General features: G+C 44.6%; 19 protein-coding genes. 10 read left to right on the plus strand and 9 right to left on the minus strand.

Translation table 11 applies throughout. The features are described from left to right. Positions 1–286 precede the first annotated feature (286 nt). From ACMAZD_RS19970 to ACMAZD_RS19990, 5 genes are all read left to right on the plus strand, one after another. Positions 287–1,108: a phosphate ABC transporter substrate-binding protein gene (locus ACMAZD_RS19970; protein WP_435250302.1), complete on the plus strand. Its 822-nt coding sequence runs from the start codon at positions 287–289 to the stop codon at positions 1,106–1,108. A 111-nt stretch (positions 1,109–1,219) separates the two neighbouring features. After that, positions 1,220–2,149 carry a phosphate ABC transporter permease subunit PstC gene (gene pstC / locus ACMAZD_RS19975; protein WP_435250303.1) on the plus strand — a complete coding sequence of 310 codons (930 nt, stop codon included), beginning with the start codon at positions 1,220–1,222 and terminating at the stop codon, positions 2,147–2,149. A gap of 15 nt (positions 2,150–2,164) precedes the next feature. Continuing rightward, on the plus strand, positions 2,165–3,028 hold the full coding sequence (gene pstA, locus ACMAZD_RS19980; protein WP_102438304.1) for a phosphate ABC transporter permease PstA: 864 nt from the start codon (positions 2,165–2,167) through the stop codon (positions 3,026–3,028). 90 nt (positions 3,029–3,118) lie between these two features. After that, positions 3,119–3,868, plus strand: a complete 750-nt coding sequence (pstB, locus tag ACMAZD_RS19985; protein WP_004732036.1) for a phosphate ABC transporter ATP-binding protein PstB — start codon at positions 3,119–3,121, stop codon at positions 3,866–3,868. 333 nt (positions 3,869–4,201) lie between these two features. Continuing rightward, the gene (locus tag ACMAZD_RS19990; RefSeq protein ID WP_435250563.1) at positions 4,202–6,346 is read left to right on the plus strand and encodes a GGDEF domain-containing protein; all 2,145 of its coding nucleotides are present in this window, start codon (positions 4,202–4,204) and stop codon (positions 6,344–6,346) included. A gap of 136 nt (positions 6,347–6,482) precedes the next feature. Here ACMAZD_RS19990 and ACMAZD_RS19995 read toward each other — a convergent pair whose 3' ends face one another. Genes ACMAZD_RS19995 through ACMAZD_RS20020 form a run of 6 tightly spaced genes read right to left on the minus strand, consistent with a single transcriptional unit; the run spans position 6,483 to position 13,455 of the window. Continuing rightward, complete coding sequence (locus ACMAZD_RS19995) at positions 6,483–8,165, minus strand: BatD family protein (RefSeq protein ID WP_435250304.1); 1,683 nt, start codon at positions 8,163–8,165, stop codon at positions 6,483–6,485. Positions 8,166–8,167: 2 nt separating this feature from the next. Then, positions 8,168–10,102: a VWA domain-containing protein gene (locus ACMAZD_RS20000; RefSeq protein ID WP_435250305.1), complete on the minus strand. Its 1,935-nt coding sequence runs from the start codon at positions 10,100–10,102 to the stop codon at positions 8,168–8,170. Then, positions 10,095–11,087: a vWA domain-containing protein gene (locus tag ACMAZD_RS20005; RefSeq protein WP_435250306.1), complete on the minus strand. Its 993-nt coding sequence runs from the start codon at positions 11,085–11,087 to the stop codon at positions 10,095–10,097. The genes ACMAZD_RS20000 and ACMAZD_RS20005 overlap by 8 nt, the downstream gene beginning before the upstream one ends. Beyond that, a complete protein-coding gene (locus ACMAZD_RS20010) occupies positions 11,080–11,565 on the minus strand; it encodes a DUF4381 domain-containing protein (RefSeq protein ID WP_435250307.1) in 486 nt (161 codons plus the stop codon). The genes ACMAZD_RS20005 and ACMAZD_RS20010 overlap by 8 nt, the downstream gene beginning before the upstream one ends. Continuing rightward, positions 11,562–12,488, minus strand: a complete 927-nt coding sequence (locus tag ACMAZD_RS20015) for a DUF58 domain-containing protein (RefSeq protein WP_435250308.1) — start codon at positions 12,486–12,488, stop codon at positions 11,562–11,564. Before ACMAZD_RS20015 ends, ACMAZD_RS20010 begins: the two co-directional genes overlap by 4 nt. A gap of 10 nt (positions 12,489–12,498) precedes the next feature. After that, complete coding sequence (locus ACMAZD_RS20020) at positions 12,499–13,455, minus strand: AAA family ATPase (RefSeq protein ID WP_017081852.1); 957 nt, start codon at positions 13,453–13,455, stop codon at positions 12,499–12,501. A 454-nt stretch (positions 13,456–13,909) separates the two neighbouring features. Here ACMAZD_RS20020 and ACMAZD_RS20025 point away from each other — a divergent pair, with 454 nt between their 5' ends. Both ACMAZD_RS20025 and ACMAZD_RS20030 read left to right on the plus strand, forming a co-directional pair. Continuing rightward, positions 13,910–15,826 (plus strand): methyl-accepting chemotaxis protein, encoded by a 1,917-nt coding sequence (locus ACMAZD_RS20025; RefSeq protein ID WP_102276472.1) that lies wholly within the window; start codon positions 13,910–13,912, stop codon positions 15,824–15,826. A gap of 224 nt (positions 15,827–16,050) precedes the next feature. After that, on the plus strand, positions 16,051–16,251 hold the full coding sequence (locus ACMAZD_RS20030; RefSeq protein WP_435250309.1) for a restriction endonuclease subunit S: 201 nt from the start codon (positions 16,051–16,053) through the stop codon (positions 16,249–16,251). A 118-nt stretch (positions 16,252–16,369) separates the two neighbouring features. Here the strand turns inward: ACMAZD_RS20030 and malK are convergent, their stop codons facing one another. Then, positions 16,370–17,482 carry a maltose/maltodextrin ABC transporter ATP-binding protein MalK gene (gene malK / locus ACMAZD_RS20035; RefSeq protein ID WP_102276470.1) on the minus strand — a complete coding sequence of 371 codons (1,113 nt, stop codon included), beginning with the start codon at positions 17,480–17,482 and terminating at the stop codon, positions 16,370–16,372. 664 nt (positions 17,483–18,146) lie between these two features. On the opposite strand from malK, the gene malE reads away from it, so the two are divergent. From malE to malG, 3 genes are all read left to right on the plus strand, one after another. Next, complete coding sequence (gene malE, locus ACMAZD_RS20040; protein WP_435250310.1) at positions 18,147–19,331, plus strand: maltose/maltodextrin ABC transporter substrate-binding protein MalE; 1,185 nt, start codon at positions 18,147–18,149, stop codon at positions 19,329–19,331. A gap of 81 nt (positions 19,332–19,412) precedes the next feature. Then, complete coding sequence (malF, locus tag ACMAZD_RS20045) at positions 19,413–20,984, plus strand: maltose ABC transporter permease MalF (RefSeq protein ID WP_435250311.1); 1,572 nt, start codon at positions 19,413–19,415, stop codon at positions 20,982–20,984. 11 nt (positions 20,985–20,995) lie between these two features. Further along, positions 20,996–21,886: a maltose ABC transporter permease MalG gene (gene malG / locus ACMAZD_RS20050; RefSeq protein WP_435250312.1), complete on the plus strand. Its 891-nt coding sequence runs from the start codon at positions 20,996–20,998 to the stop codon at positions 21,884–21,886. A 686-nt stretch (positions 21,887–22,572) separates the two neighbouring features. Here the strand turns inward: malG and ACMAZD_RS20055 are convergent. Beyond that, positions 22,573–22,845, minus strand: a complete 273-nt coding sequence (locus ACMAZD_RS20055) for a hypothetical protein (RefSeq protein ID WP_435250313.1) — start codon at positions 22,843–22,845, stop codon at positions 22,573–22,575. A 257-nt stretch (positions 22,846–23,102) separates the two neighbouring features. After that, entirely contained in the window at positions 23,103–23,606 is a 504-nt protein-coding gene (locus tag ACMAZD_RS20060) for an acyl-CoA thioesterase (RefSeq protein ID WP_435250314.1), read from the minus strand. Positions 23,607–23,779 lie beyond the last annotated feature (173 nt).

Below are 23,779 nucleotides of genomic sequence, written 5' to 3' on the forward strand. Positions count from 1 at the left end.
AGATAAGGCCAATAAGGGTGAGTTGCCCATGTCCTATGTAAATATAAGCAGTGATGGTTAATTGAGCGGGTTGTTTTCATTTGGTTGGAGTAAATACTTAGTGCTTATAGAACAAGGCAATGTATTACTTTGAAGGCATCTAAATAAGGATAAAACAAGAAAATAAATTGCAGTTGTCATCTAGGCTTCAATTAAGTGAAACACAACTGTCACATTCAGATTCTAAAGTGGGCACCGTTCAAGCAAAACAACATTACGGCAATAACGCCACTAAAGGAAATTTGTGATGAAAAAGACAGTTATCGGTGCAATCGCACTACTAGGCGCTCTAACAGTGAATACAGCTTCAGCTAAAGAAACTATCTCTGTAGTTGGCTCTAACAGTGCTTCTCCACTGGTTGAAGTTTTTGCAGAAACCTTCATGAATAAAGGTGAACCAGTGTTCATCGAAATTCAAGCTCCAGGTTCTTCTGCAGGCATCAAAGCAGCAAAAAATGGAAGTGCTGACCTAGGTATCTCTTCTCGTGAACTTAAAGCAGAAGAAAAAACAGTTGACCTGAAAGAGCTCGTTATCGCTCGTGACGGTATCGCAGTTGTTGTAAACCCAAATAACGAAGTATCTGCTCTTACGGCTGAGCAAATTACTTCAATCTACAAAGGTGACATCACTAACTGGAAAGATGTGGGTGGTGCAGACAAGCCAATCGTAGCAATCACTCGTGATACTGCATCTGGTACACGTGGCGCATTTGAAGACATCATGAAGCTTAAAAAGAAAATTGGCGATAAGAAAGTATCGGCTATCTCTCAGCGTGCACAAGTTGCCAACGGTAACGGCGCACTTAAAGTTTCTGTAGCAAGTAACCCATACGCAATCGGCTTTATCTCTTTGGGTACGGTTGACGAATCTGTACATCCTCTAACTATCGATGGTGCAGCTGCGACAGTGGCTAATGTTAAGAACGGTTCTTATAAAGTTGCTCGTCCTTTCCTAGTGCTATACAAGTCTGGCGCTCCTACAGCTGAAACTCAAAAGTTTTTGGACTGGATGGTTTCAGGCGAAGCTCAAGCTATCGCTGGTAAGAAAGGCTACATCACAGTTAACTAATCTTAACTGGCTCACTCTTAATTATTGCTCAGCCTGACTTTAGGCTGAGCCTTTTCTTTCAACTTTGGCTATTTCGAGCTCTTTTTGAGCCACAAAGTTTGAGATTTATATATGACCATCGCACATAGTGAAAAGCTTATGAATACTGAAGCAACTCAAATCAATAAGCCGAGTCTGCGTACTAAAAAGCGCGTTGACTGGAAAGAAAGAATCTTTCACGGCTTGTTCTTATCGAGTGCTGTAATCGGCATCGTATCACTAGCCGTTATCGCTTACTTTATCGTTGCAGAGAGTATCCCTGCATTCCAAGAGGCCGGTGTTTCTGGCATCGTTCTGGGCGTGGATTGGTTACCGCCAGCTCTATTCGGTGTTGCAACAATGATTGTTGCATCGATTGTATCGACACTTGGAGCTGTAGTTGTTGGTGTACCAGTCGGTGTATTAACCGCTATTTTTATTGCTGAGATTGCACCAAAGCGTCTTGCCGATATTATTCGACCTGCAGTTGAACTTCTAGCAGGTATCCCGTCGGTAGTTTACGGCTTCTTCGGTCTAGTAATCATTGTTCCTATGATTCAGAACATCTTCCAAGTACCAGCGGGTAACACTATCTTCGCGGGTATTATTGTTCTGGGTATCATGATTCTTCCTACCGTTATTACGGTTTCTGAAACTTCGATCCGTGCTGTACCTCGTACGTACAAAGAAGGCTCACTTGCACTGGGTGCGTCGAAAATCTACACGATTTTTAAGTTACTCGTTCCTGCTGCACGTTCAGGTATTATGACTGGTGTAATTCTGGGTATCGGTCGTGCACTGGGCGAAACGATGGCAATCATCATGGTGATGGGTAATGCGCCAGCAATGCCAGAAGGCATTTTGGACTCAGCTCGTACGTTAACAGCAAACATTGCTATTGAAATGTCTTACGCAAGTGGTATCCACGCGAGTGCACTGTACGCAACCGGCGTTGTGCTTCTGGTATTCATCATGATGTTAAATGGTGCTCTGCTTTATCTTAATCGTGAAAAAACGAAGTAGGCGAGGATTAGTAATATGGATCGCGTAAAACTAAAACAAGCACGTCAAACGAAAGATAATATCTTGAAAGGTTTTATCTGGGCGGCAGCAGCAGTCACCGTTGGTTTCTTATTCTGGATCATTTGGTACATCCTATCGAATGGCCTGCAATATGTAGACTGGAACTTCATCACCGACGACTACACTCGTACAGGTGAAGAACGTGGTATTTTCCCAATGATCATTGCCACGATCTACATGGTAATCGCATCAATTGCTGTGGCAGCGCCACTTGGCATCATGACAGCAATATACCTAACTGAATACGCAAAAGTGGGCAGTAAACTGGTTAAAGTGATTCGTTTCTGTACCGAATCTTTAGCGGGTATTCCATCGATTATCTTCGGTCTGTTCGGTATGACCTTCTTTGTTTCGATTCTCGGTCTGGGTTTCTCGATTTTGTCGGGTGCATTAACGCTGAGTATTCTAATTCTTCCTGTTATCATTCGTACTACAGAAGAAGCATTGATGTCAGTACCACAAACTTATCGTGAAGGCTCATACGGCCTTGGCGCTTCAAAAATCTACACCATCTGGCGTTTGATCTTACCAAGCGCAATGCCAGGTATCTTAACTTCGGTCATTCTTAGTATTGGTCGTGTAATTGGTGAATCAGCACCTGTATTCTTAACAGCAGGTATGGTGGCACGTGTTCCTGAATCGGTATTTGATTCTGGCCGTACACTAACGGTTCACTTATATAAGCTGACAACAGAACTATTTACTATCGATGAGTGGAACCAAGCCTACGGCACGGCAACAGTCCTAATCGTATTGGTTCTCTTGATCAACATGGTTACAAAACTGATTGCGAGACGCTTCAACACGGCAACTTACTAAGCTAATTAGCTGGCTCAACAGTAAAGAGAGCCCCCGTGATAAAGAAAGCATCAAGTTAGACACGAATTTAAGAATTTAGAGAATATGAAAATGAACAAATTTGATATTGAGAACCTAGATCTGTTTTACGGTGACAACCAAGCGCTTAAGTCTATTAACCTGCCAATTCCAACGCGTCAGGTAACGGCTCTGATTGGCCCATCTGGTTGTGGTAAATCGACATTGCTACGTTGTTTGAACCGCATGAATGACCTAATTGAAGGCGTTACTATTAAAGGTAAGCTGGATATGGATGGCACGAACATCTACGGTAACATTGATGTGGCCGACCTGCGTATTCGCGTAGGCATGGTATTCCAGAAGCCAAACCCATTCCCAATGAGCATCTACGAGAACGTAGCTTACGGTTTACGTGCTCAAGGTATCAAAGACAAGAAACACATTGATGAAGTAGTAGAAAGTTCACTACGCAGTGCGGCACTTTGGGACGAAGTGAAAGACCGTCTTAAAGCACACGCATTTGGTTTGTCTGGTGGTCAGCAACAACGTCTATGTATCGCTCGTACGATTGCAATGGAACCGGATGTAATCCTAATGGATGAACCTACATCTGCACTCGATCCAATCGCGACACACAAGATTGAAGAATTGATGGAAGACCTGAAGAAAGACTTCACCATCGTTATCGTAACGCACTCAATGCAGCAAGCGCGTCGTATCTCAGACCGTACTGCTTTCTTCCTAATGGGAGAGCTTGTAGAGCACAACGAAACGAGTGTTATCTTCAGCGAACCAAAAGATGATCGTACTAAAGGTTACGTAAACGGTGACTTTGGTTAATTCGATTAACTCAGTGCTGTTTAGTTTTTTTAAAAGACAGTGCGCTAACTGAAACGCAGGTTAGATAATCGAATAGATCGACAGAATTATCACTATAACTATAAGCGATGGAAGTTTTGCCCCACTTTAGGTGGGGCTTTTTTATGTCTCTAAAAAAGTCCTAATGTCGATGAAATTTTAGGCAAAAAATCCCATTTTTGTCGTCCTTCTCATGCTTGTGATAATGTAAAAATTGAAATTGCGACCCGCTTAACATCTCATTTTTAGTTATATTGATTGCATATCAATGCTTCGGTATTTTTGCTTCACTCTCAATCGCCAATGGACGAAAGCGTGCCTGTTAAAGCCTTTGCAAAACAAATATCTGCTACTCGCGACCACCGTTTATTGGCAGAGTTTCTTTTTGGTTACCTTGCTAAGGTACTCGTGCCAAAAGGCATGGGGATATTTGCAGAACCTATACCAGAAGGCGATTCGTTACCCTTGTTTTCTTATGGTGATCTAACCTCTCTGGCTAATTATCCTGCGACGTTTTGGCCTGGAGGTTCTCAGTTTGATACCGCAGATGGCGTGCTCCCAATGTCTATCAATACTTGTAAGTGGGAACACATGAAGGTGTTAGGTGGAGAGTCATTCATCATGATGCTCGACAACGCGCCTGCCTGCAGAACTTATTTAATTGTGCAAAATTGCAATGCAGAGCAGATCAACCAAACCTTCGACCAAGATCTTGATGTCCTTCAACTTGCAGCAGCACGCTGGCAATGCATTCGTGCAGAAAAGAACGCTGCGCTGGAGATCAAACACCGCGACACGCGTGAAGCGCAATACCTTGATGAAATTAAGCTTCGTGAGTTGTTTGTTGAGAACATGAAACTGGTTCATCAGGTGGCATTAGAGCTTTCTAATCCTGACTCTTTGGATGCCTTGTATAAAGCCTCAGTTGAGGCAGTTCGTGATCGGTTAGGGTTTGATCGTGCGATCTTCATGCTACTGGATATGAAAAAGCGCTGTTTTAGTGGAACATATGGTACTGATGAATCTGGCAAGACAAACAGCGAACATCATACCCAGTACGACTTACATCACCTCGAAGCGGAATACATCGAAGCGCTGTCAGACAACCACACCAACCTGATTGTTATCGAGCAAGCTCCTCTCTACACGGAAGGAAAAGTGGTAGGGCAGGGATGGAATGGAATGCTCATCTTACGTGAAGGTGATAAACCCGTTGGTTGGATTGCAATGGATAACTACATTCACCGTTCACCTATTACTAATTACCAAAAGCAGATGCTTGAATCCTTTGGTTCTCTGCTTTCTCAGATCTACATTCGTAAGCGCCAAGAACAAAACATACGCATGTTGCACTCAAGTATGGTTGAGTTGTCTCGCTGCGATACTGTCAGTGAAGTGTGTAAATCTGCGGTGAGCTTTGCGATTCAGCATTTAGGCATCGACCGACTGGCCGTTTTCCTCACCGATAAAAATTGCAGTTATATGCAAGGTACGTGGGGCACGGATATAAAAGGCGATATTGTCGATGAGTCCTATTACCGCTCAGAGCTGGTGGAGCGTGACATTGTCGCAGCAGCACGTGCTTGTCCCAATCAAGTCGCCTTTGAAGAGTCCGTACCTATCTATCACGATTTCAATATTGTAGGAGTAGGTTGGACGGCAATGACAATGCTCACCACCAATACGGGTGAGCCGATTGCGTTTATTGCTGCGGACAACTTACTGACTCGAAGTCCCCTAACGCCCCAGCTCCGTGAGGTGATACATATCTTCGCTTCTAGCCTTGCGGAGGTGCTACAGAGAACCATGGCTCAAGAGGAGCTCAAAAAGCTCAATGAAACCCTCGAACAAGAGGTCAGTAAGCGCACTCAAGAGCTTGAACGAGCAAATGAGCAGTTGGATATCATCTCTAAATTAGACCCGCTGACACGTCTTGGAAATCGTCGTATGTTGTCGCAGGTGTTAGAAGATCTAAACTGTGACGATCAAGGAGCGTTTGCCACACAACATGAAGTCACATTTGGCTTGATCCTTGTCGACCTCGATCACTTTGGTTTATACAACAGTGTTTATTGTCATACTGAAGGTGATGCTGCTCTGCGTACTATAGGCAAGATACTTAATGCCCATGTTCATAGCGATAAAGAAACTTTCTGTCGTATTGGTGGTGAAGAGTTTATGTTGTTAATGATCGGCACTCATCACTCTGAAACTAAACAGCGTGCAGAGTCGATCAGAAAATGCATTGAAGAGGCTAAGATCCTTCATTGTGAAAGCAGCACCAGCCAATATTTAACCGCATCCGTCGGCTATGCCTCGATAACCTCAGACCAGTATCAATTCGATTTTGATCTGCTGTATGGCAAGGCCGACAAAGCTTTATATCAAGCCAAAGACTCAGGGCGAAATCGAATTGTCTCTGCTCTAAAGCGAAGAAAGGTTGCGACGCCACCGACTTAGTGTGGTATTTATTTTTCCGCTCTTAAAAACGAATGAAGCCGTGATGATCATAATGTGATCATCACGGCTTAGTTCTTTTTTGTTTACTTATATTTTCTGCTTAACTAGCGTTCTGCTTACTTAGAGCGCTGGTTAATTAAAGCCTTTCTAATGTGCTCTTGTGTTTATTGTTCGACATGCGTTTTGGTTTCTTAACCGCTTTGATTGCTAGAGTTGGATCCCATGACTGACTTGGTGAACCAGCTTCAGTATAGAGGCTTTGGTTGAGCTTGGTTAGCTCGGCTTCAATTGTTTCTAACGTCCCATCACTCAAGTCTGAGTTTTTTGTTTTCCATTGCTCAAACAAGGTTCTGGTCATCACGCCATCTTTTGCTTTCAGCGCGGTAATCAGCGCTTCTGCTGTATCGGATTGACGTTCATCTTGGCGCTTTGGTTTTGCTGTTGTGCCGCGGCGTGACCAGAAGTAGAAAGCAACCGCAGAACTGATTAACCACAAGACAGCGAACAGCGCGGTTAGGTAAGGCCATATTCCAGGGTTATCAACGGTAACAATCGTCGGGCTGGCTTGTTTGGTTGGTGTTTCTGTCACAGGAGGCGGCGTGCTTGAGATCGCGCGATCGCTTGCCTGAACCGACAACTCTAGCCCAACAGCTTTACTGGTCTCTTGTGATTGCGAATCGGTATTAAACCAAGTTTGAGAAACATCAGGCAGAGAGATGCTTCCAGATTTCTTAGGGATTAGAACTTGCTTATACACTATGATAGCGTCACCGGATTGGGTAGTGCCAAATTGCGGTTTCTCTTCATAAACACGCACCGATTTAGGATAGGTGATGTTCAGTTTTGGTAACTGGTGTTGGGACAAGTTGCTGGCTGTCATGGTGATGGTTCGAGTTAACGAATCACCGGCTTCCATTTCAATTTTCTGCTTGTCGTCACCTAAAGGATTGCTATCTGTCAGCTCATTGCCTTGGCTATCTGACCACTTCTGAATCAACTTGAAGTTCGATGTTGGTACCCACTCACCTTGATAGCCTTTTGGTACTGGATTCACTGTGACATCTAAGGTTTCAACGGGCGTGTCGAGTTGGAAAAGGCGTGTTGTGCTTGAGTTGTTGGTTGAGTAAACAACAGCACCGGTTAATTTTGGCCCTTGAAGCTGAAATTGTCCTGCTTGCTGTGACGATATATGGAAAGATTGCTGAACAACAGTGACTTCCTTTCCATTAAGAACGTCTTGAAATTGCTTAGACTCTCCAATCGGTTCAACGTTTAATTGCGCTGAACTTGGTGGCGCAATTTTAGGATCTTGCAGTCTTCTAGGATCAGCCTTAATGATGAGTTTTACATCAAGCTCCGCGACCTCTTGAGGGTACAGCGAATCTTTACTCAGATTAAGTTGAAACTCGGCCATATCACTCTGCTTTGGAGCTGTTTTATTAACCGAAACGTTGATGGTGATCGGTAGGGTTTTTGCGCCGTCAATATCAAAGCTAGGGATCTGTATCTGACCTAGGCGCAGTGGAGCTAGGGTGATATTCCACTCACTTGACACCGAACGGCTACCATTAATGATTCGCATCGATGACCCAAAGCTTGGTGTTCCGACATAGAAGTCTTGCTGAAGCGCGGTGAGGTCCAGAGAATCAGAAGAGACCTTTTCATCGGTGGCAACTCTAAGGAGGAAGACTTCATCTTTGGTGACACTATTCTGTGAAACACTTGCTACGGCAGTAGCCGCCAATGCTGAAAATGACGAGAAAGCGCCCAACAGCAGTGTTAGGGCTATGGATAAAAATGGCTTATTTAGAAATCGCATGGTTACCACTTTTTGTTTTGGTTGTTAGGGGCACTTTTTTGTCGTGCTTGTAGAATCATTTGCGCTTTAAGTAGTTGGCTCGGATCACGAGCGCTTTCTACTTGCTCAAGTTTCCGCATATCAGGATCGCTCGACATCGGTTGACCTGATACTTGTGTTGCAGCTTGTTGAGCGTTGTTATCACTGTCTTTCTTAGTTGCCTCTTGTGCTTGAGCAGTCTGAGATGCTGAGTCATCTTTGTCTTGTGACGGTTTATCTTTTTGACCCGCTTTGTTCTGTTGTTCAGCTTGCTTGTCGTTTTCTTCATCCGCGTTGGAATCAGAGCGGCTATCAGCTTGGCTTTGGTCGGTATGCTGAGCTTGGTTTTCACTTTGATCTTGTTTGTTGCTTTGATCTTGGCTACCGCTTTGACTTTGCGACTTCTCATTGTCAGCAGAGTCTTGTTGTTGATCCTGCGAGTTTTGCGAAGAATCATTTTGCTGACCTTGCTGACCTTGCTGACCTTGCTGACCTTGCTGGTCTTGTTCATTTTGGTCTTTGGACTTAGAATCGCGTTGCTGTTGCTGTTGCTGTTGCTGTTGCTGTTGCTGTTGCTGTTGCTGTTGCTTCTGAGCCTGTTCAACAATCTCTAGATTCTTCTTCGCATAAGAATGCTCAGGGTTGCTTTCTAGGATACGCTGATACTCTTCAATCGCTTGGTCGTACTTGCCTTGCTTTGCTTGTGCATTGGCGAGGTTGTAGCGAGCATCTTCGCCAGAAAGACCTTGCAGCGTCTGTTCGGCCGCTTCGAAATCACCGGCTTTGTATTGCGCAACGCCTTTCCATTCTTGCTGTTCGAACTGTTCTGCGGCTTGTTGAAAGTCCTCATCTTGATACAACTGATAACCCACTTGGTCATCGGTTTTCCAAGGATTTGCAAACGCAGTATTCGGTTGGCTGAACGAGACCAGTACAGCTAGGCCACACCAAATCACCCCTTTTCGAAATAGCCCAAGTGCAGGAACTAACAGAAACGGCAATAACCAGAAACCGTTGTTCACTCTGGTGTTGAGTGAGTTATTGGTTTTAGTCACTTCTGATGTTGTCGCAACTCGGTCGAGGTAACTTGCGATGTGTTCAACGTCTGAGTTATCCAATTGCAATTCAGTGAATGTACCGCCAGAGCGACGAGTCAGGTCGCGCATATTGCCTACGTTGGTTTTCGTAACCACGGTTTGTCCTGAGTCGGTCTGTAACATCGAACCTGTAGGTAACGAGATCGGTGCGCCGCTTTCCGTACCTACAGCTAAGACTGATAACGTCCAATTACTACCAGAGAGTAGCGAGTCGATATCTTTCTTCTCTTGACCATCAATATCATCAGCAATCAGTACCAGATCGCCTTTATAGATATGAGCGCGAGTCATCATCTCAATCGCAAGCTTAACTGCCGATGCTGCATTGCCGCCTTGGAAGGGCATGATATCTGGTGATAGGTTGGGTACGAGGTTCTTGATGGTGTTGATGTCTGATGTCAAAGGACTAATGGTGTAAGCATCTCCGGCGTAGGCCACCATTCCCGTTAGGCCTTCTTTCCAGAGTGATAGTAGATCCAAAGCCTTGTATCGCGCCTGTGTTAAACGGTTCGGCTTAATATCAGTGGCATACATAGACATCGACATATCCATGATCACAACTCGCGCCTGTGTTTTTTCAAAGCTTGGCTGTTCATTTTTTTCAAAGCTTGGACCGGCCAATGCGATGACACCGACCAACCACCAAACACCGAAATAAGTGCTGCGGTTTTTCGATGGCTTTCTCGATTCAGGAGCCAGATAACGGGCGATGTGTGACGCTAATAACCCTTGCTTGGATTGTCTTTTGCTAAGCCACCAAATAGCGGGCAGCGGGGCAAGAGCCAAGAACCAATATGGGTAGATAAAAGTAAAGTTAGACATTGTTTCTCCTAATGGCTAACAGCATAAATGCGAAGAACATTGCCGCCGACAGTGGCCATACGAACCACTCTTGTTGCGGTCGCCATATCTTAGTGGCGTTCGTCACGGGTTCTAAATGATTGATGGTGTCGTAAATCGTTGCCAGCCCTTTGCTGTCACGCGCACGGAAGTATTGACCGCCAGTGCGTTTTGCGATTTCCATTAGAGTACGCTCATCCAAGTCTTGAGCAGTATTGACCTTACGAGTCATGAAGAACTCTTTGACCATCATTTCACCCGCACCGACACCCACTGTGTAAATTGTCGCGTTGTACTTCTTAGCAATATCTGCGGCCTCTAGTGGGTCTAATACGCCCGCAGTATTGCTGCCGTCACTGAGTAGAATCATCACACGCTGAGGGGCATCGCTGTCGACAAAGGTTTTGGTGGCAAGGCCGATACCATCACCGATCGCAGTTTGAGTACCAATCAGCTTTAGCACAGCCTGATTGAGTTGTTGTGAAAGCGTGTCTCTGTCTAACGTTAGTGGTGTCTGCAAGTAGGCGTGATCAGCAAATAGCACCAATCCGACTCGGTCGCCTTTTCGTCGATCAATAAAGTCACTCAATACATGTTTTACCGCAGATAAGCGATCGATGTATTCGCCATTGAACTGCATGTCTTCTTGGCTCATTGAGTAGGAGAGGTCGACAACCAGCATCAAATCACGGTGTTTCGGTTGAAACTCAACCGGTTCACCGTACCAAACTGGGCGTGCCATGGCAGTTACCAATAAAAGCCAGATGATGACCGATAACGCCTTGGGTAAGCGACTGCTCGGTGTTTTGGTATTGCTGTCCTCGGGCAAAAACGGAAGCCTTAGGGCATTGTTCGATTCCGCCTTAGGAGAGAACAAGTGAACGAGAACCGGTAGTGGCGCGAGCACAAACATCCACCACCAAACGAATTCAATATTTAATAAGCTCGTATTTAAAAGATCAGTCATAACGACCTCGCTTTGGAGGAAGGGCTTTACGAAGCCAGGTTTCGCAGTCATTAACCAATTGCTGTTGAGCCTTTTTCTGTTCGTCGGTCATCAAGGGTATATCTTGATAGAGTGCTTGTTGCCATTGCGATTGCTTTGCGGCGAATAACGGCTTTGCCAATTGCGCATCTAAGAACGTCAACCAATCATCACCAGACAAGCCTGCTACTTTTTCGCGTGGAAAATAGCTCAGCGCTGCTTGACGAACGAGGTCTTGAGCTGCGCTCGGAGACAAAACATTTGAAGACTGACGACTACGTAAGCAAGTAAGTGCTTCGTTCTTCGCGTGTTGGTTCTTTTGTCTGCGTTTTACAATGAAAAACATTAAGGCGATCAGAGCAATAGCCGTAATAATCACAGCCCACCAACCCAATGCCAAAGGCCACCATGATGGTGCGCTTGGCGTAATAATAGGGCTCAAGTCGAGAGATTGATTCATGACTGAACTCCTGACACTTGGCTCATTAAAGATTGTGCACAAGACAATGAACTGTATGGGATCGCCAAAGAAAGGCTCATTTGCATAATCAGTTGCTGCTTCTGATGAAATGCGTGACTGAGCTTTCCCTTTTCCCTACTGGATGAAAAGTTAAACCATTGGGTTTTATTGCCGTCGGTGATCTGTTTTGAACCTTTGAATGCAGTAACACCTTGCTCCAACGGGTCGTAAAAGTGCACTAATCGAACTCGATTATGTCGACGTATTTGATTGATAAGTGAGTAATTACTTTCGTTATAACGGACAAAATCACTGAGCATAATAATATCGCTGCCTTTCGGGCAAAGCTGATGAAGAGACTTCAGTCCATGCTCTAAGGTTGTGTCGCTGTGATTGTCTTGGTTGGTTAGCGCTGTGTTATTGATTTCTATGACTTTTTGTAAAATACGCAGCGGAGCATGGTTGCTAGCACTTGGTTTAATCTCAACGATCTCTTGGCCAGTATCTATCACTGCGCCAATCCGGTCTTTTTGAGCAACGGTTAACCAGCAAAGTTGGCTGGCAAAGTGCGCGAGTTGAACTGATTTAAGCAGTAAGGTTGAGCCGAAAATCATACTGCTCGACAGATCTAAGAACAAAATCACAGGCTGTTCTCTTTCTTCAGAGAACAACTTGGTATGCGCCTTACCAGTTCTCGCCGTGACGCGCCAATCAATGCTGCGGATATCGTCGCCCGCCTGATATTGGCGAACCTCAGAGAAATTCATCCCGCGACCTTTACGATTGCTCTCGTGTTGCCCGTTTAGTTGCGACCACAGGCTCTTGGCTGGAGGCAACCAGCGAACAGACTGCGCTTTGTATTGCAGCAGTTCGTCCAGATTTAACGTGACGCCGTCACTATGGTTGGGTAATTGATTATTCATGCGCTTATCCCTATGCGCTACCAACCAACGAGATAAGGTGTGCGATCACTTGGTTTGCAGTGACCCCTTCAGCTTGTGCGTGGTAGCTGCGAAGCAGACGGTGGCGCAATACAGGGAATGCCATCGCTTGAACATCTTGTGGAGTAACATAATCGCGGCCAGCAAGCCAAGCGTGAGCGCGGGCACAACGGTCTAACGCGATGGTTGCACGCGGGCTAACACCCATGTCTAACCATTGATCAAGTTGGTCGCTGTATTGCTTAGGTTGGCGAGTCGCCATTACCAATCTGATGATGTACTGCTCAATGGTGTCTGCCATGTGAATGTTGAGTACTTCTTGGCGGGCTTCAAAGATCGTTTGCTGAGATATCTCTTGTGGCTGAACAGATTCGTTGCCTTGAGCTTCGCCTCTGTTTAGGCGCAAGATCTCCAGCTCACTTTCCATGTCTGGATAAGCCACTTCTAAATGCAACAAGAAACGGTCTAATTGAGCTTCTGGTAGCGGGTAAGTACCTTCTTGCTCAATCGGGTTTTGCGTTGCCATCACCAAAAACAGATCCGGCAGAGCATAGGTTTTTCGACCTGCAGTCACCTGTTTCTCGGCCATCGCTTCTAACATAGCGGCTTGTACTTTCGCTGGAGCACGGTTGATCTCATCCGCTAGAATAAGCGAGTTAAAAATAGGTCCAGATTGGAAGGTAAACTCTCCCGTTTCTGGACGAAAAATATCGGTACCAGTTAGGTCGGCAGGCAATAGATCGGGGGTAAATTGAATTCGGTGAAAATCTCCCTCGACGCAGTCTGCCAGCGATTTAACTGCACGGGTTTTTGCTAATCCAGGAGGTCCTTCAACAAGAATATGACCATCTGCCAGTAAGGCGATCATCAGTTGCTTAACGAGCTCTTGCTGACCAATAATTTGAGACTCTAAGTAGTTTTGAAGGATTTCGAAGTTATTTTTATGCATTTTGGGACTCTCTGGGGGCCATTTGATTCTTACTTTGTGTATTGGTCACTTATTAATAGGAAAAAGTTCCAGTACATCTACGTAATTTATTCTTTCAAAAATGGAATGATTTACAAGTGTTTAGCTAAAAACATCGTTAGGGTGTGATTATTACCATATCAATTGGTTTTTATATACAAAATCTCGGGGGAAGGTCGTTGTTTGAGTTCGGTTAGAGCTAAGGGCCGTGAGCTAAAATCGCTTCTCGACAGTATGATATTTACTTAGTTAATTCATATTTAATCTGAATGGTTTTGATTGTTACATCATACTTGCAGTTTTTTGAGAGAAAAGTCTCTAGTTTTATTAGTTTTGGCCGATACATCACTCAGATTGTGCATTGCTTGTTGGAGTGCACTAAAAAAGTCCTGTTCAGGGTATACCAATAACGAGCGATTCTTTTAAAGGTCCAAATATGTTTAAAACTAACTCTCTGAGTATCAAACAAAAAGTTGTACTTGGAATTACCTTTGCGGTTCTTGCATCGACAGTGATTGTCGGCGCGATGGCACAACAGCAAGCAAGAGATGTATTGAGTCACCGTTTGGTTGATATTGAGCTTCCCGGTATGTTGGAGCGAATCAATGGTGAAATTGACCGTGAAGTCTCTCAGTTATTGTTAGCTGCGGAGCAAATTGCTTCAAATGAATTCATTTCTGATGCTATCGAATCGACCGAGCGCGATGCCGCGCTAGAGAATAAGCTGGTTAAACAACTGAACAATGTTCGTAACCAATATCAGTTGAACGATGCCTCGGTAGCGAACCGTCAAACAGCTTACTACTGGAACCAAGATGGTTTCTTACGTCAGCTAAACCAACAACAAGACGGTTGGTTTTTCGGTTTTACTCAGTCAGGCCAGCCAACTATGGTGAGCATGTTCCAAGAAGCCAATGGTGAAGTGAAGATGTTCGCTAACTACCAACAGCCCTCTGGTTTAGCGATGTCAGGTCTATCAAAATCGATGGATGACATGGTTAACCTGCTGAACGGTTTCAAGATTGAAAATACTGGCTTTGTATTTCTGACTGATAGCCAAGGTGATGTACAAATTCATCGTGAGCGTTCTCGTAGTGACTCTTCACTGCATCAACTTTACGGCCCTCAATCAAGCCAGCTGTTGAACAAGTCGGGCTTCAACCTGATCACCACTGAAAGCCAAGGGCAAGAGCTATTTGTCGCGAGCCTTTATGTGTCATCAATGGACTGGTTCGTTATTGGCGTGGTTCCAACCGATGAAGTGTTTGCTGAGCTCGATGCGACTGCGCAAAAGATGTTGATCATGACGGCTGTTGTGGCTATGGTTTTTATCCTAATGGGCGTAGTGCTAGCAAACAGCATTACTCAACCAATTAAACTTTTGGCTAAACGATTCGGTGACCTTGGCGAAGGCGATGGCGATCTTGCGCAGCGTATTGAAGTTAAAGGCAACGATGAAATCGCACAGCTTTCTAAGGGCTTTAACGGGTTCATTGAGAAGATTCACGAGTCGATGAAAGAAGTATGCTCGACAAGCCAAGCGTTGCAAGTGGCAGCAGAGAGTGTTTCGAATAAAGCACACATCACCCACGATAACAGCCAAGAGCAACGTGATCAAACCATTCAAGTTGTTGCTGCAATCAATCAAATGGGTATGACTATCAGTGAGATTGCATCAAACGCGGCGACAGCAGCAGAAACAGCAACGCAAGCTTCGGGTAATACGGAAGTGGGTCGTTCTGTGGTAAACAAAGCAAAAGACGCGATCAGCCGATTAGCGCAAGACATCGAAAGCACAGGTCAAGTGGTTGAACAGCTTGCTTCAACAACTCAAGATATCGGCTCTATTCTGGGTGTTATCCGTGATATTTCAGAGCAAACCAACTTGCTCGCACTGAACGCAGCGATTGAAGCTGCACGTGCCGGTGAGCAAGGCCGTGGCTTTGCTGTAGTAGCCGATGAAGTTCGTAACCTTGCTAGTCGCACAGCAGATTCAACGGAAGAGATTCAGAAGATGATCAACCAACTGCAAAGCGATGCGAAAGATGCGGTAACGGCAATGAGTGCAGGTAAAGTGATTACACTTGAGGGCGTATCGGCATCTGATGAAGCGGTAGACGTGCTGGGTGGCATCTCAGATCGTATTGTTGATATAACCGACCGTAACACTCAAGTCGCAACGGCAACGGAAGAGCAATCAACCGTAGTTCACACCATCAACCAGAACATTGAAGAGATTAACGCAATCAATGAAGTGACAACGGGTACCGCTGAGCAGCTTGCTGAAGCGAGCCAAGAGCTTCGAGACCTTTCTTCACGTCTGGATAAGATGGTTGGTTCATTTAAGCTTTAATCTCTTTAAGTTTTGATTCCTTTACGCTGTAGCATGGCTTAGAAAGGGACATAGACGAAGAGCTGGATTCATTTAATCGTGAATCCAGCTCTTTTCATTTGCGGGTTTATTTTCTTCTAACTGACCTTCGCTTGATCTGGTTTCGGGCTTTGCACTTAATCGTTCTAGCATCACAGGGCGTAAATGAGTAAAATCTGATTAGGTTTAATATTTAGGTAAGTATCATGAGCGATTTTGAAAAAGAACTAGAGCAGATGACTCAAGAGATGGGCGATGAGCCAGAAGTACAACTGCCATCAATTGAAGAACAAAAAGCGGTCGTTGCTGAATTCAAGCGACTAGAAGCGGAAGGTAAACTAACACCAGAAGTGTTAGAAAAGCATTTTGGCCAGTTTAACAAAACAAGTGATACACCAATCCACTAAGTTTCAGCAAGGCCAATCTATATCGTTTAGATCGGATGGCTTTTAGCTCAAACAGGTAAAGGTCTAGCATCCGCTAGGCCTTTTTTATGGGCAAGTTATATCTTAAAAGGCGAACCGATTAATCTGTACCGTACTCTTTGTACAAGCGACGACATGCGCGACCATCGCTGTGGAACAAGTGACAACGGTGTGCAGGAATACCAATCGCCAGCTTGTCACCAGACTCAATCGTCAACGTGTCTGGTTGACGGTAAATAACATCCGCATCGGCACTTTCAAGGTTTAGGTAAACCTGAGTTTCGTTACCTAGTTTCTCTACCATCATCACTTCAGCTTCAATCGTCGCATCACCTGTTTCAGCAGACAACAAGTGTTCAGGACGAACACCCAGAGACATACGGTCACCAGCATTGACAGTTGTGCCATCAACAGGGATCCAGAAAGTCATACCGTTAGAAAGTTGTACCAATACGCGTTCTGCTTCAGCTTGCTCGATGTGAACCGACATAAAGTTCATCTTAGGCGAACCAATAAAGCCAGCAACGAAACGGTTTTGAGGGTAGTGGTAAAGGTCCAGTGGCTTACCGACTTGAGATACGTAACCGCCATCAAGAACAACAATCTTATCGGCCATTGTCATCGCCTCCACTTGGTCGTGGGTAACGTAGATCATGGTGCAACCAAGTTGACGCTGTAGCTTAGTGATTTGCGAACGCATTTGAACACGTAGTGCTGCATCTAGGTTAGATAGAGGCTCATCAAGTAGAAATACATTTGGTTGAGAAACCAGAGTACGACCAATAGCAACACGTTGACGTTGACCACCAGACAATGCTTTAGGTTGACGATCTAGAAGGTGACCAAGCTGAAGAATTTCTGCAGCATGCTCAACACGCTTATCAATTTCAGCTTTGTTGGCGTTCGCTAGCTTCAGGCCAAAAGACATGTTGTCGTAAAGGTTAAGGTGAGGGTAAAGCGCGTAAGATTGGAATACCATTCCTACGCCACGCTTTGAAGGCTCAACGTCATTCATGCGTTGGTCGCCAATGTACAAATCACCAGATGTAATATCTTCTAGACCTGCGATACAACGTAATAGCGTCGATTTACCACAACCTGATGGTCCAACGAATACTACGAACTCACCTTCGTTGATGTCTAAGGTTACGTCCTTAGAAATCTGTACATCACCATATGATTTATAAACGTTTTTTAACGTGACACTCGCCATCTAGCTAGTCCTCGATCGATCAAATTTTAAGTTTTACTGTTTATCATTGTAAGAAATTTTTGGGTCAACAGTAACTGTAGAAATTGGTAAGTATTGAATGAGTAAGAAAAAAGTGGGTGAGACTTGGATTCTTTAGCCAAGCCCACCCGTCATAGCCAAACTGGTGCCTATTTCCCCCACATCCAGCTAAATCTCCCTCGTGATTCAATCACAGATTTAGCTCGATGCTTTATAAAGACAACAGCGGGCAGTGAAGCCAACTAAATGAACAATGCTTCAACGCATAACATTGGCTGGTAAAGGGTTCTTACTATCCATTCTTGGATGAATGCAGTTTCGGTGAATTGGCGCAATTGTACATCCTCCCAATGAAAATTTAACGAGGGGGAGTAGGAGGGGAGGAGTAGATAAATGGTGTTATTGATAATAGGCGATCCAGTTCAAATAAATCCACGGCATAATGGTGACTCTGATCACGATGAGTATGTTTTTTGTGATTTCAGTCTCTAATCTGACCGGATGGCGATCACGAAATTAAGCCATAATAGCTAGGGCGTAGTGGCTAGGATGATGAGTTAGAGTCTATTTTCTCAGATCATAAGCCCTGAAAACTGGCTCGTCTTGGTAGATGTGCTCTACGTATAAATATAAAAAGGATATTCACATGAAAAACGCTCTAAGCGCTGTAGCTCTAGGAACATTAGTTGCTCTGGGTTCTTTTGGTGCACATGCTGCTATCGAAGAAGGACAACTAACAATCTGGGTTGGCGGTGACAAAGCTTATGAAGGCATGGCTGAAGTAGGTAAACGCTTCGAAGAAGACACTGGTGTTAAAGTAACAGTCGCTTTTCCTGACAAACTAGAAGAGAAGTTCTCTCAAGTTGCTGCAGCTGGCGATGGCCCAGACATGATTTTCTACGCACACGACCGTTTTGGTGGTTTTGCAGAAGCCGGTCTTCTTGTTGATATCAAACCTTCTAAAGAAACTAAAGAAGGTATCGTAGACTTCGCATGGGACGCTGTTTCTTACGAAGGTAAAACAATCGCTTACCCAGTAGCGGTTGAGTCAGTTTCTCTTATCTACAACAAAGCACTTGTTCCTAACCCTCCTAAGTCTTGGGAAGAAATCCCAGCACTTAACGCTGAGCTTCAAAAAGACGGCAAGAAAGCGATCATGTGGCCTCTACGTGGCGGCGCTTACTTCACATGGCCTCTACTTGCAGCAGACGGCGGTTACGCATTCAAACAAACTGCTGAAGGTTACGACATTAAAGATGCGGGCGTAGCGTCTGACGGTGTTCAGGAGTCTCTGGGTTTCATCGAGAAAATGGTACAAGACAAAGTTATCTCTGCAGACATGGATTACTCAGTGGCTGAGTCTGAATTCGTGGCGGGTAACGTTGCAATGACAATCAACGGCCCTTGGGGCTGGGCAAACATCGAGAAAGCTGGCGTTGACTACGGCGTAACAACGCTTCCTAAGTTCAACGGTAAAGCGTCTAAACCTTTCGTTGGTGTATGGGCTGGTGGTATCAGCACTGCTTCTCCAAACCGCGACCTAGCTGTTGAGTTCATGGAAAACTACCTATTAACTGACGAAGGCATGAAGAGCCTGAATGACGACAAGCCATTAGGCGCTGTTGCTCTTAACTCATTCCAACGTCAACTAGATAGCGACGCTCGTATTGCTGCAACAATGGACAACGCGATGAACGGCGAAATCATGCCTAATATCCCTCAGTTCACAACGTTCTGGTACAGCATGGAAGAAGCGATCGGCAACGTAGTTGACGGCCGTCAATCAGTAGACCAAGCACTAAAAGCTGCTGAAGGTCGAATGACTAAGTAACAACCAAGCACTACCTTTTAAGAAGAGGGTAACCTCTCCTTACTTTTCTATTTTTTATCTATATCGCTAGCAGGTTCCTCTATGCAGTCAGTTCAAGGTACAGATGCTATCTCAGCACCATCAAACCTTCCAGGCAGTAAAAGCGCCTTCATCAAATGGGGGTTGCTTGGTAGCGTTGGTTTAATTAACGGCTACGCTACAATTCTAATGTATTCACGCGGTGAGCTCGCTTTTGCGCTGCTTACTGTGATTTTAACGGCTTTGGCACTTTACATTTTTGGCAGTAAGAAAACTTACGCCCACCGTTATATTTACCCGGGTATTGCCGGAATGATCTTGTTCATTCTTTTCCCATTGGCTTATACCGTCGGGCTTGCGTTCACTAACTACAGCGCAAAAAACCAACTTTCTCTAGAGCGTACTCAAACTGTCCTTTTAGACCGATCTTTTCAAAGCGGTGAAAGTTACCCATTTACTTTGTACAAGACTGATGACGGTCACCAGATCGTGGTTAAAGATGGCGAGCAACTGTTAGCAACAGACGTATTTTCTTTTGAAGATATGAGTGCAACAGATATGGACCTATCTGTAATTGAGTCGGCACAAGGTGAGAAAGAGAAGATCAAAGCGATCATCCAAAACCGTGCTGCGATCAACGCGGTTGATTTCCACTTGCCTAACGGCGACGACATCCGCATGAGTGGCTTACGTAAGTTTGCTTCTGTTGCTCCGCTTTACACACTGCAAGACGATGATGAAACGTTAATCAACAGTGAAACGGGTGAAGTTCTCAAGCCAAATATGGAAAAGGGTTTCTATCAACCGGTTGATGCCAATGGTGAGTTTACAGGTAACACAATCTCTCCGGGCTTTGTTGTTAATATTGGCACCCATAACTTTGAACGAGTGTGGAAAGACGATGGTATTAAAGAGCCGTTCATCAGCATCTTTATTTGGACGGTGATCTTCTCGGTATGTACTGTAGCGTTCACGCTTGTTATCGGGCTTGTACTTGCGAATATCGTGCAATGGGAAGAGCTAAAAGGTCGTTCAATCTACCGTGTTCTACTTATTCTGCCTTACGCCGTACCAGCATTCATCTCGATTCTTATCTTTAAGGGTCTATTCAACCAGAGCTTTGGTGAGATTAACATGGTACTGGAGAATATCTTTGGCTTAAGCCCGAACTGGTTCTCAGACCCTATCTTAGCGAAAACCATGGTGTTGATGGTTAACACATGGCTTGGTTTCCCTTACATGATGATTCTATGTATGGGTCTACTTAAAGCGATTCCTGATGATTTGTACGAAGCGTCAGCGATTGATGGTGCGAACTTCCTTGATAACTTCAAGCGTATTACATTCCCACTGATGATTAAGCCGCTAACACCGCTATTGATTGCAGCGTTTGCCTTTAACTTCAATAACTTTGTAATGATTCAACTATTGACGAACGGTGGCCCGAACATGATTGGCACCTCAGAGCCAGCGGGTTACACTGATTTGCTTGTAAGCTACACGTACCGAATCGCATTTGAAGGCGGCGGCGGTCAAGACTTTGGTCTAGCAAGTGCTATCGCAACGCTTATTTTCCTATTGGTTGGTGGACTCGCGTTACTAAACCTTCGTTTCACTAAACTGTCTCAAGATTAAGGAGCACGACAATGGCTATGGTACAAGGTAGAGGCCTTAAATACCGAGTGTGGGCAACGCATGCAGCGTTGTGGTGCTTCTTGGCAATGATTATCTTCCCACTACTGATGATCATCGCGATCTCGTTCCGTGAAGGTAACTTCGCAACAGGCAGTTTGATTCCTGATAACCCATCACTGGAGCACTGGAAACTGGCTCTTGGTATGTCGGTAACGAATGCAGACGGCTCGGTGACACCACCTCCGTTCCCAGTACTGACTTGGTTATGGAACTCGATTAAAGTGGCGGGTGTTACCTCGATTCTAATCGTGGCACTGTCAACGACATCGGCTTATGCATTTGCTCGTATGCGCTTTAAAGGTAAAGAAACTATCCTGAAAGCGATGATGATTTTCCAAATGTTCCCAGCGGTGCTTGCTCTTGTGGCTATCTACGCGTTGTTCGACAAACTTGGTCAATACATTCCGTTCTTAGGCTTGAACACGCATGGCGGCCTAATCTTCTCGTACTTGGGTGGTATCGCACTGCACGTATGGACGATTAAAGGCTACTTTGAGACGATTGATAACTCATTGGAAGAAGCGGCTGCACTTGATGGTGCAACGCCTTGGCAAGCATTCAGACTGGTTCTACTGCCATTGTCTGTGCCAATTCTAGCGGTTGTGTTTATTCTTTCTTTCATCGCAACAGTAGGTGAAGTGCCTGTCGCATCTATCCTGCTAACTGATGTGAACTCTTACACGCTAGCGGTAGGTATGCAGCAATATCTATATCCTCAGAACTACCTATGGGGTGACTTTGCGGCAGCGGCTGTACTTTCAGCACTTCCGATTACTATCGTGTTCTTACTTGCTCAACGTTGGTTAGTTGGCGGTTTGACGGCAGGTGGTGTAAAAGGATAAGCTGTACCCTATAAGAAAGACAAAGAGCGACCTTTTAGGTCGCTCTATATTGGCATTTTTATTACATCATTTGGTTTGGCCGCCGATCAGTAATAAAAATAACCCTCAGGTTACGCATAGCTGGCTACTAATCAGGTTCCTTACGCTATTAATGATTAGTGGTTTTTGTAACTCTAACCCAGGTATTTACTTGGGTTTTTTTATGCCTGCTACTTTTTGCTTTCTACTTTGTCTTGATGTCCGTTTACCTGTCAATTCTTGTGCTCATAACAGCTTCATGTTCAAAGTTTCGAGTCACTTATCTCTCAAACCTTTCCTGCCTCATTCTTCTACTTGAAGACATGAACGAGTCTCACAAATCAGACACTCAGTATAAGGGGCTGTTGGTCTATTGATATATTGCTAATCATCCAATGCGTGATACTTCAATGATTTGCGTGCAACAAATACAAAAGTTACACAGAAAATGTATATAGAAACGGTAGGCGGCTGTGAATTACAGAGAATGATACCTCTGACTTATGGAATGAGTTGGGAAGGTAGTGAATGACGAATGATTGATGTTAGTTGCTGATTCAAACTAGATGCTGATGACTATGATCAGTTAGAAAAGTTATTAGTTAGGAAAAAGGGTCAGTTAGGACCAATGATTAGTTAGGGAAACGATTAGCGATGAACTGTAGAAGCTAGAATTCTTTGCTCGAAGGAGCACAGCCCAAGTGTTGCAACAACACATAGATGCTTTCTTGATCGAGTGCTACACGGCGAAAGAGATCCGCAAACGTGTTATCCCCGCCAAAACAAGTCTGGATATAGTGATTAATTTCATTGCTATCGTAACCTTCTACATACAAGGTTCTGACCCATTGGTACTCAACTGCCTTGAGGTTGTTCAGTGTAGATTCGCTAAGAGTGGGGCGTGTGACGCTCAAGAGTAACTCCGGGAAATTAAAATACATCCATTATGATTGGCGGTATTTAACCAGAGCTAAATGACGACTTTATTACAGTTCGAGCAAATCGCTAAGCAATAGCGGCTTCATTTTAAACCTTGGCTGAGTATCACGCTATATAAGCCGTATTGAGATAAGCAGTAGTGGGTAAGACGCGGCTTTGTCTGTGAGAGTGTGAATAGGGGAGTAGAGCTAGATAAGTAAATGCCAAGCATGTGCTTGGCATCGTAATTAGGTTTTGTAGGGCTTTCTGGGTCGCGACCTTATTTAAGGTACTTCACGTGCGCTTCCATCTCTTCGCCAATCTGCTTTCGCATGTTCATTAGACGAATAGCTGAATCTCTTAATTCGATGTCTTCTGACGTTTCTGGTACCCACTCTGGTACCTTAGTTGGGTTACCGTTTTCATCAACAGCAACCATAATAACGATGCAGTGAGTCGTAAGGCGATTATTGAGCTCTTTAGGGTCGCTGGCTTGCACGTCGATAGCGATGTGCATGGAAGATGAACCGGTATAGATGACCTTCGCGCTGACTTCAACAAGGTTGCCCACATGGATTGGTGCAACGAATCGAATACCACCAGCGTAAGCGGTAATACAATATTTACCACTCCATCCTGCAGAACAAGCATAAGCCGCTAAATCGATCCATTTCATTACTGCACCGCCATGAACTTTACCACCAAAGTTCACATCCCCAGGTTCAGCTAAAAAACGGAGAGTAACGTCTCGTTTACCATCTTGTCGGCTATTGTTACTGCTCATCTATCTTCCTTCATTATTATTGTGCTGCATAACATGCTTGTTACTTGCTAATAACAATATACTTAAGATGACATAAATTAAAGCGGATAATCTCACGGTTAAGACTATTTTTTCAAACGGATGACGAACTGATGAACATCGGTGTTTTCTAGCGATGGAGGCGAGAGGTAAAC

It is taken from the genome of Vibrio sp. nBUS_14, from assembly GCF_051201655.1.
Lineage (GTDB): Bacteria > Pseudomonadota > Gammaproteobacteria > Enterobacterales > Vibrionaceae > Vibrio.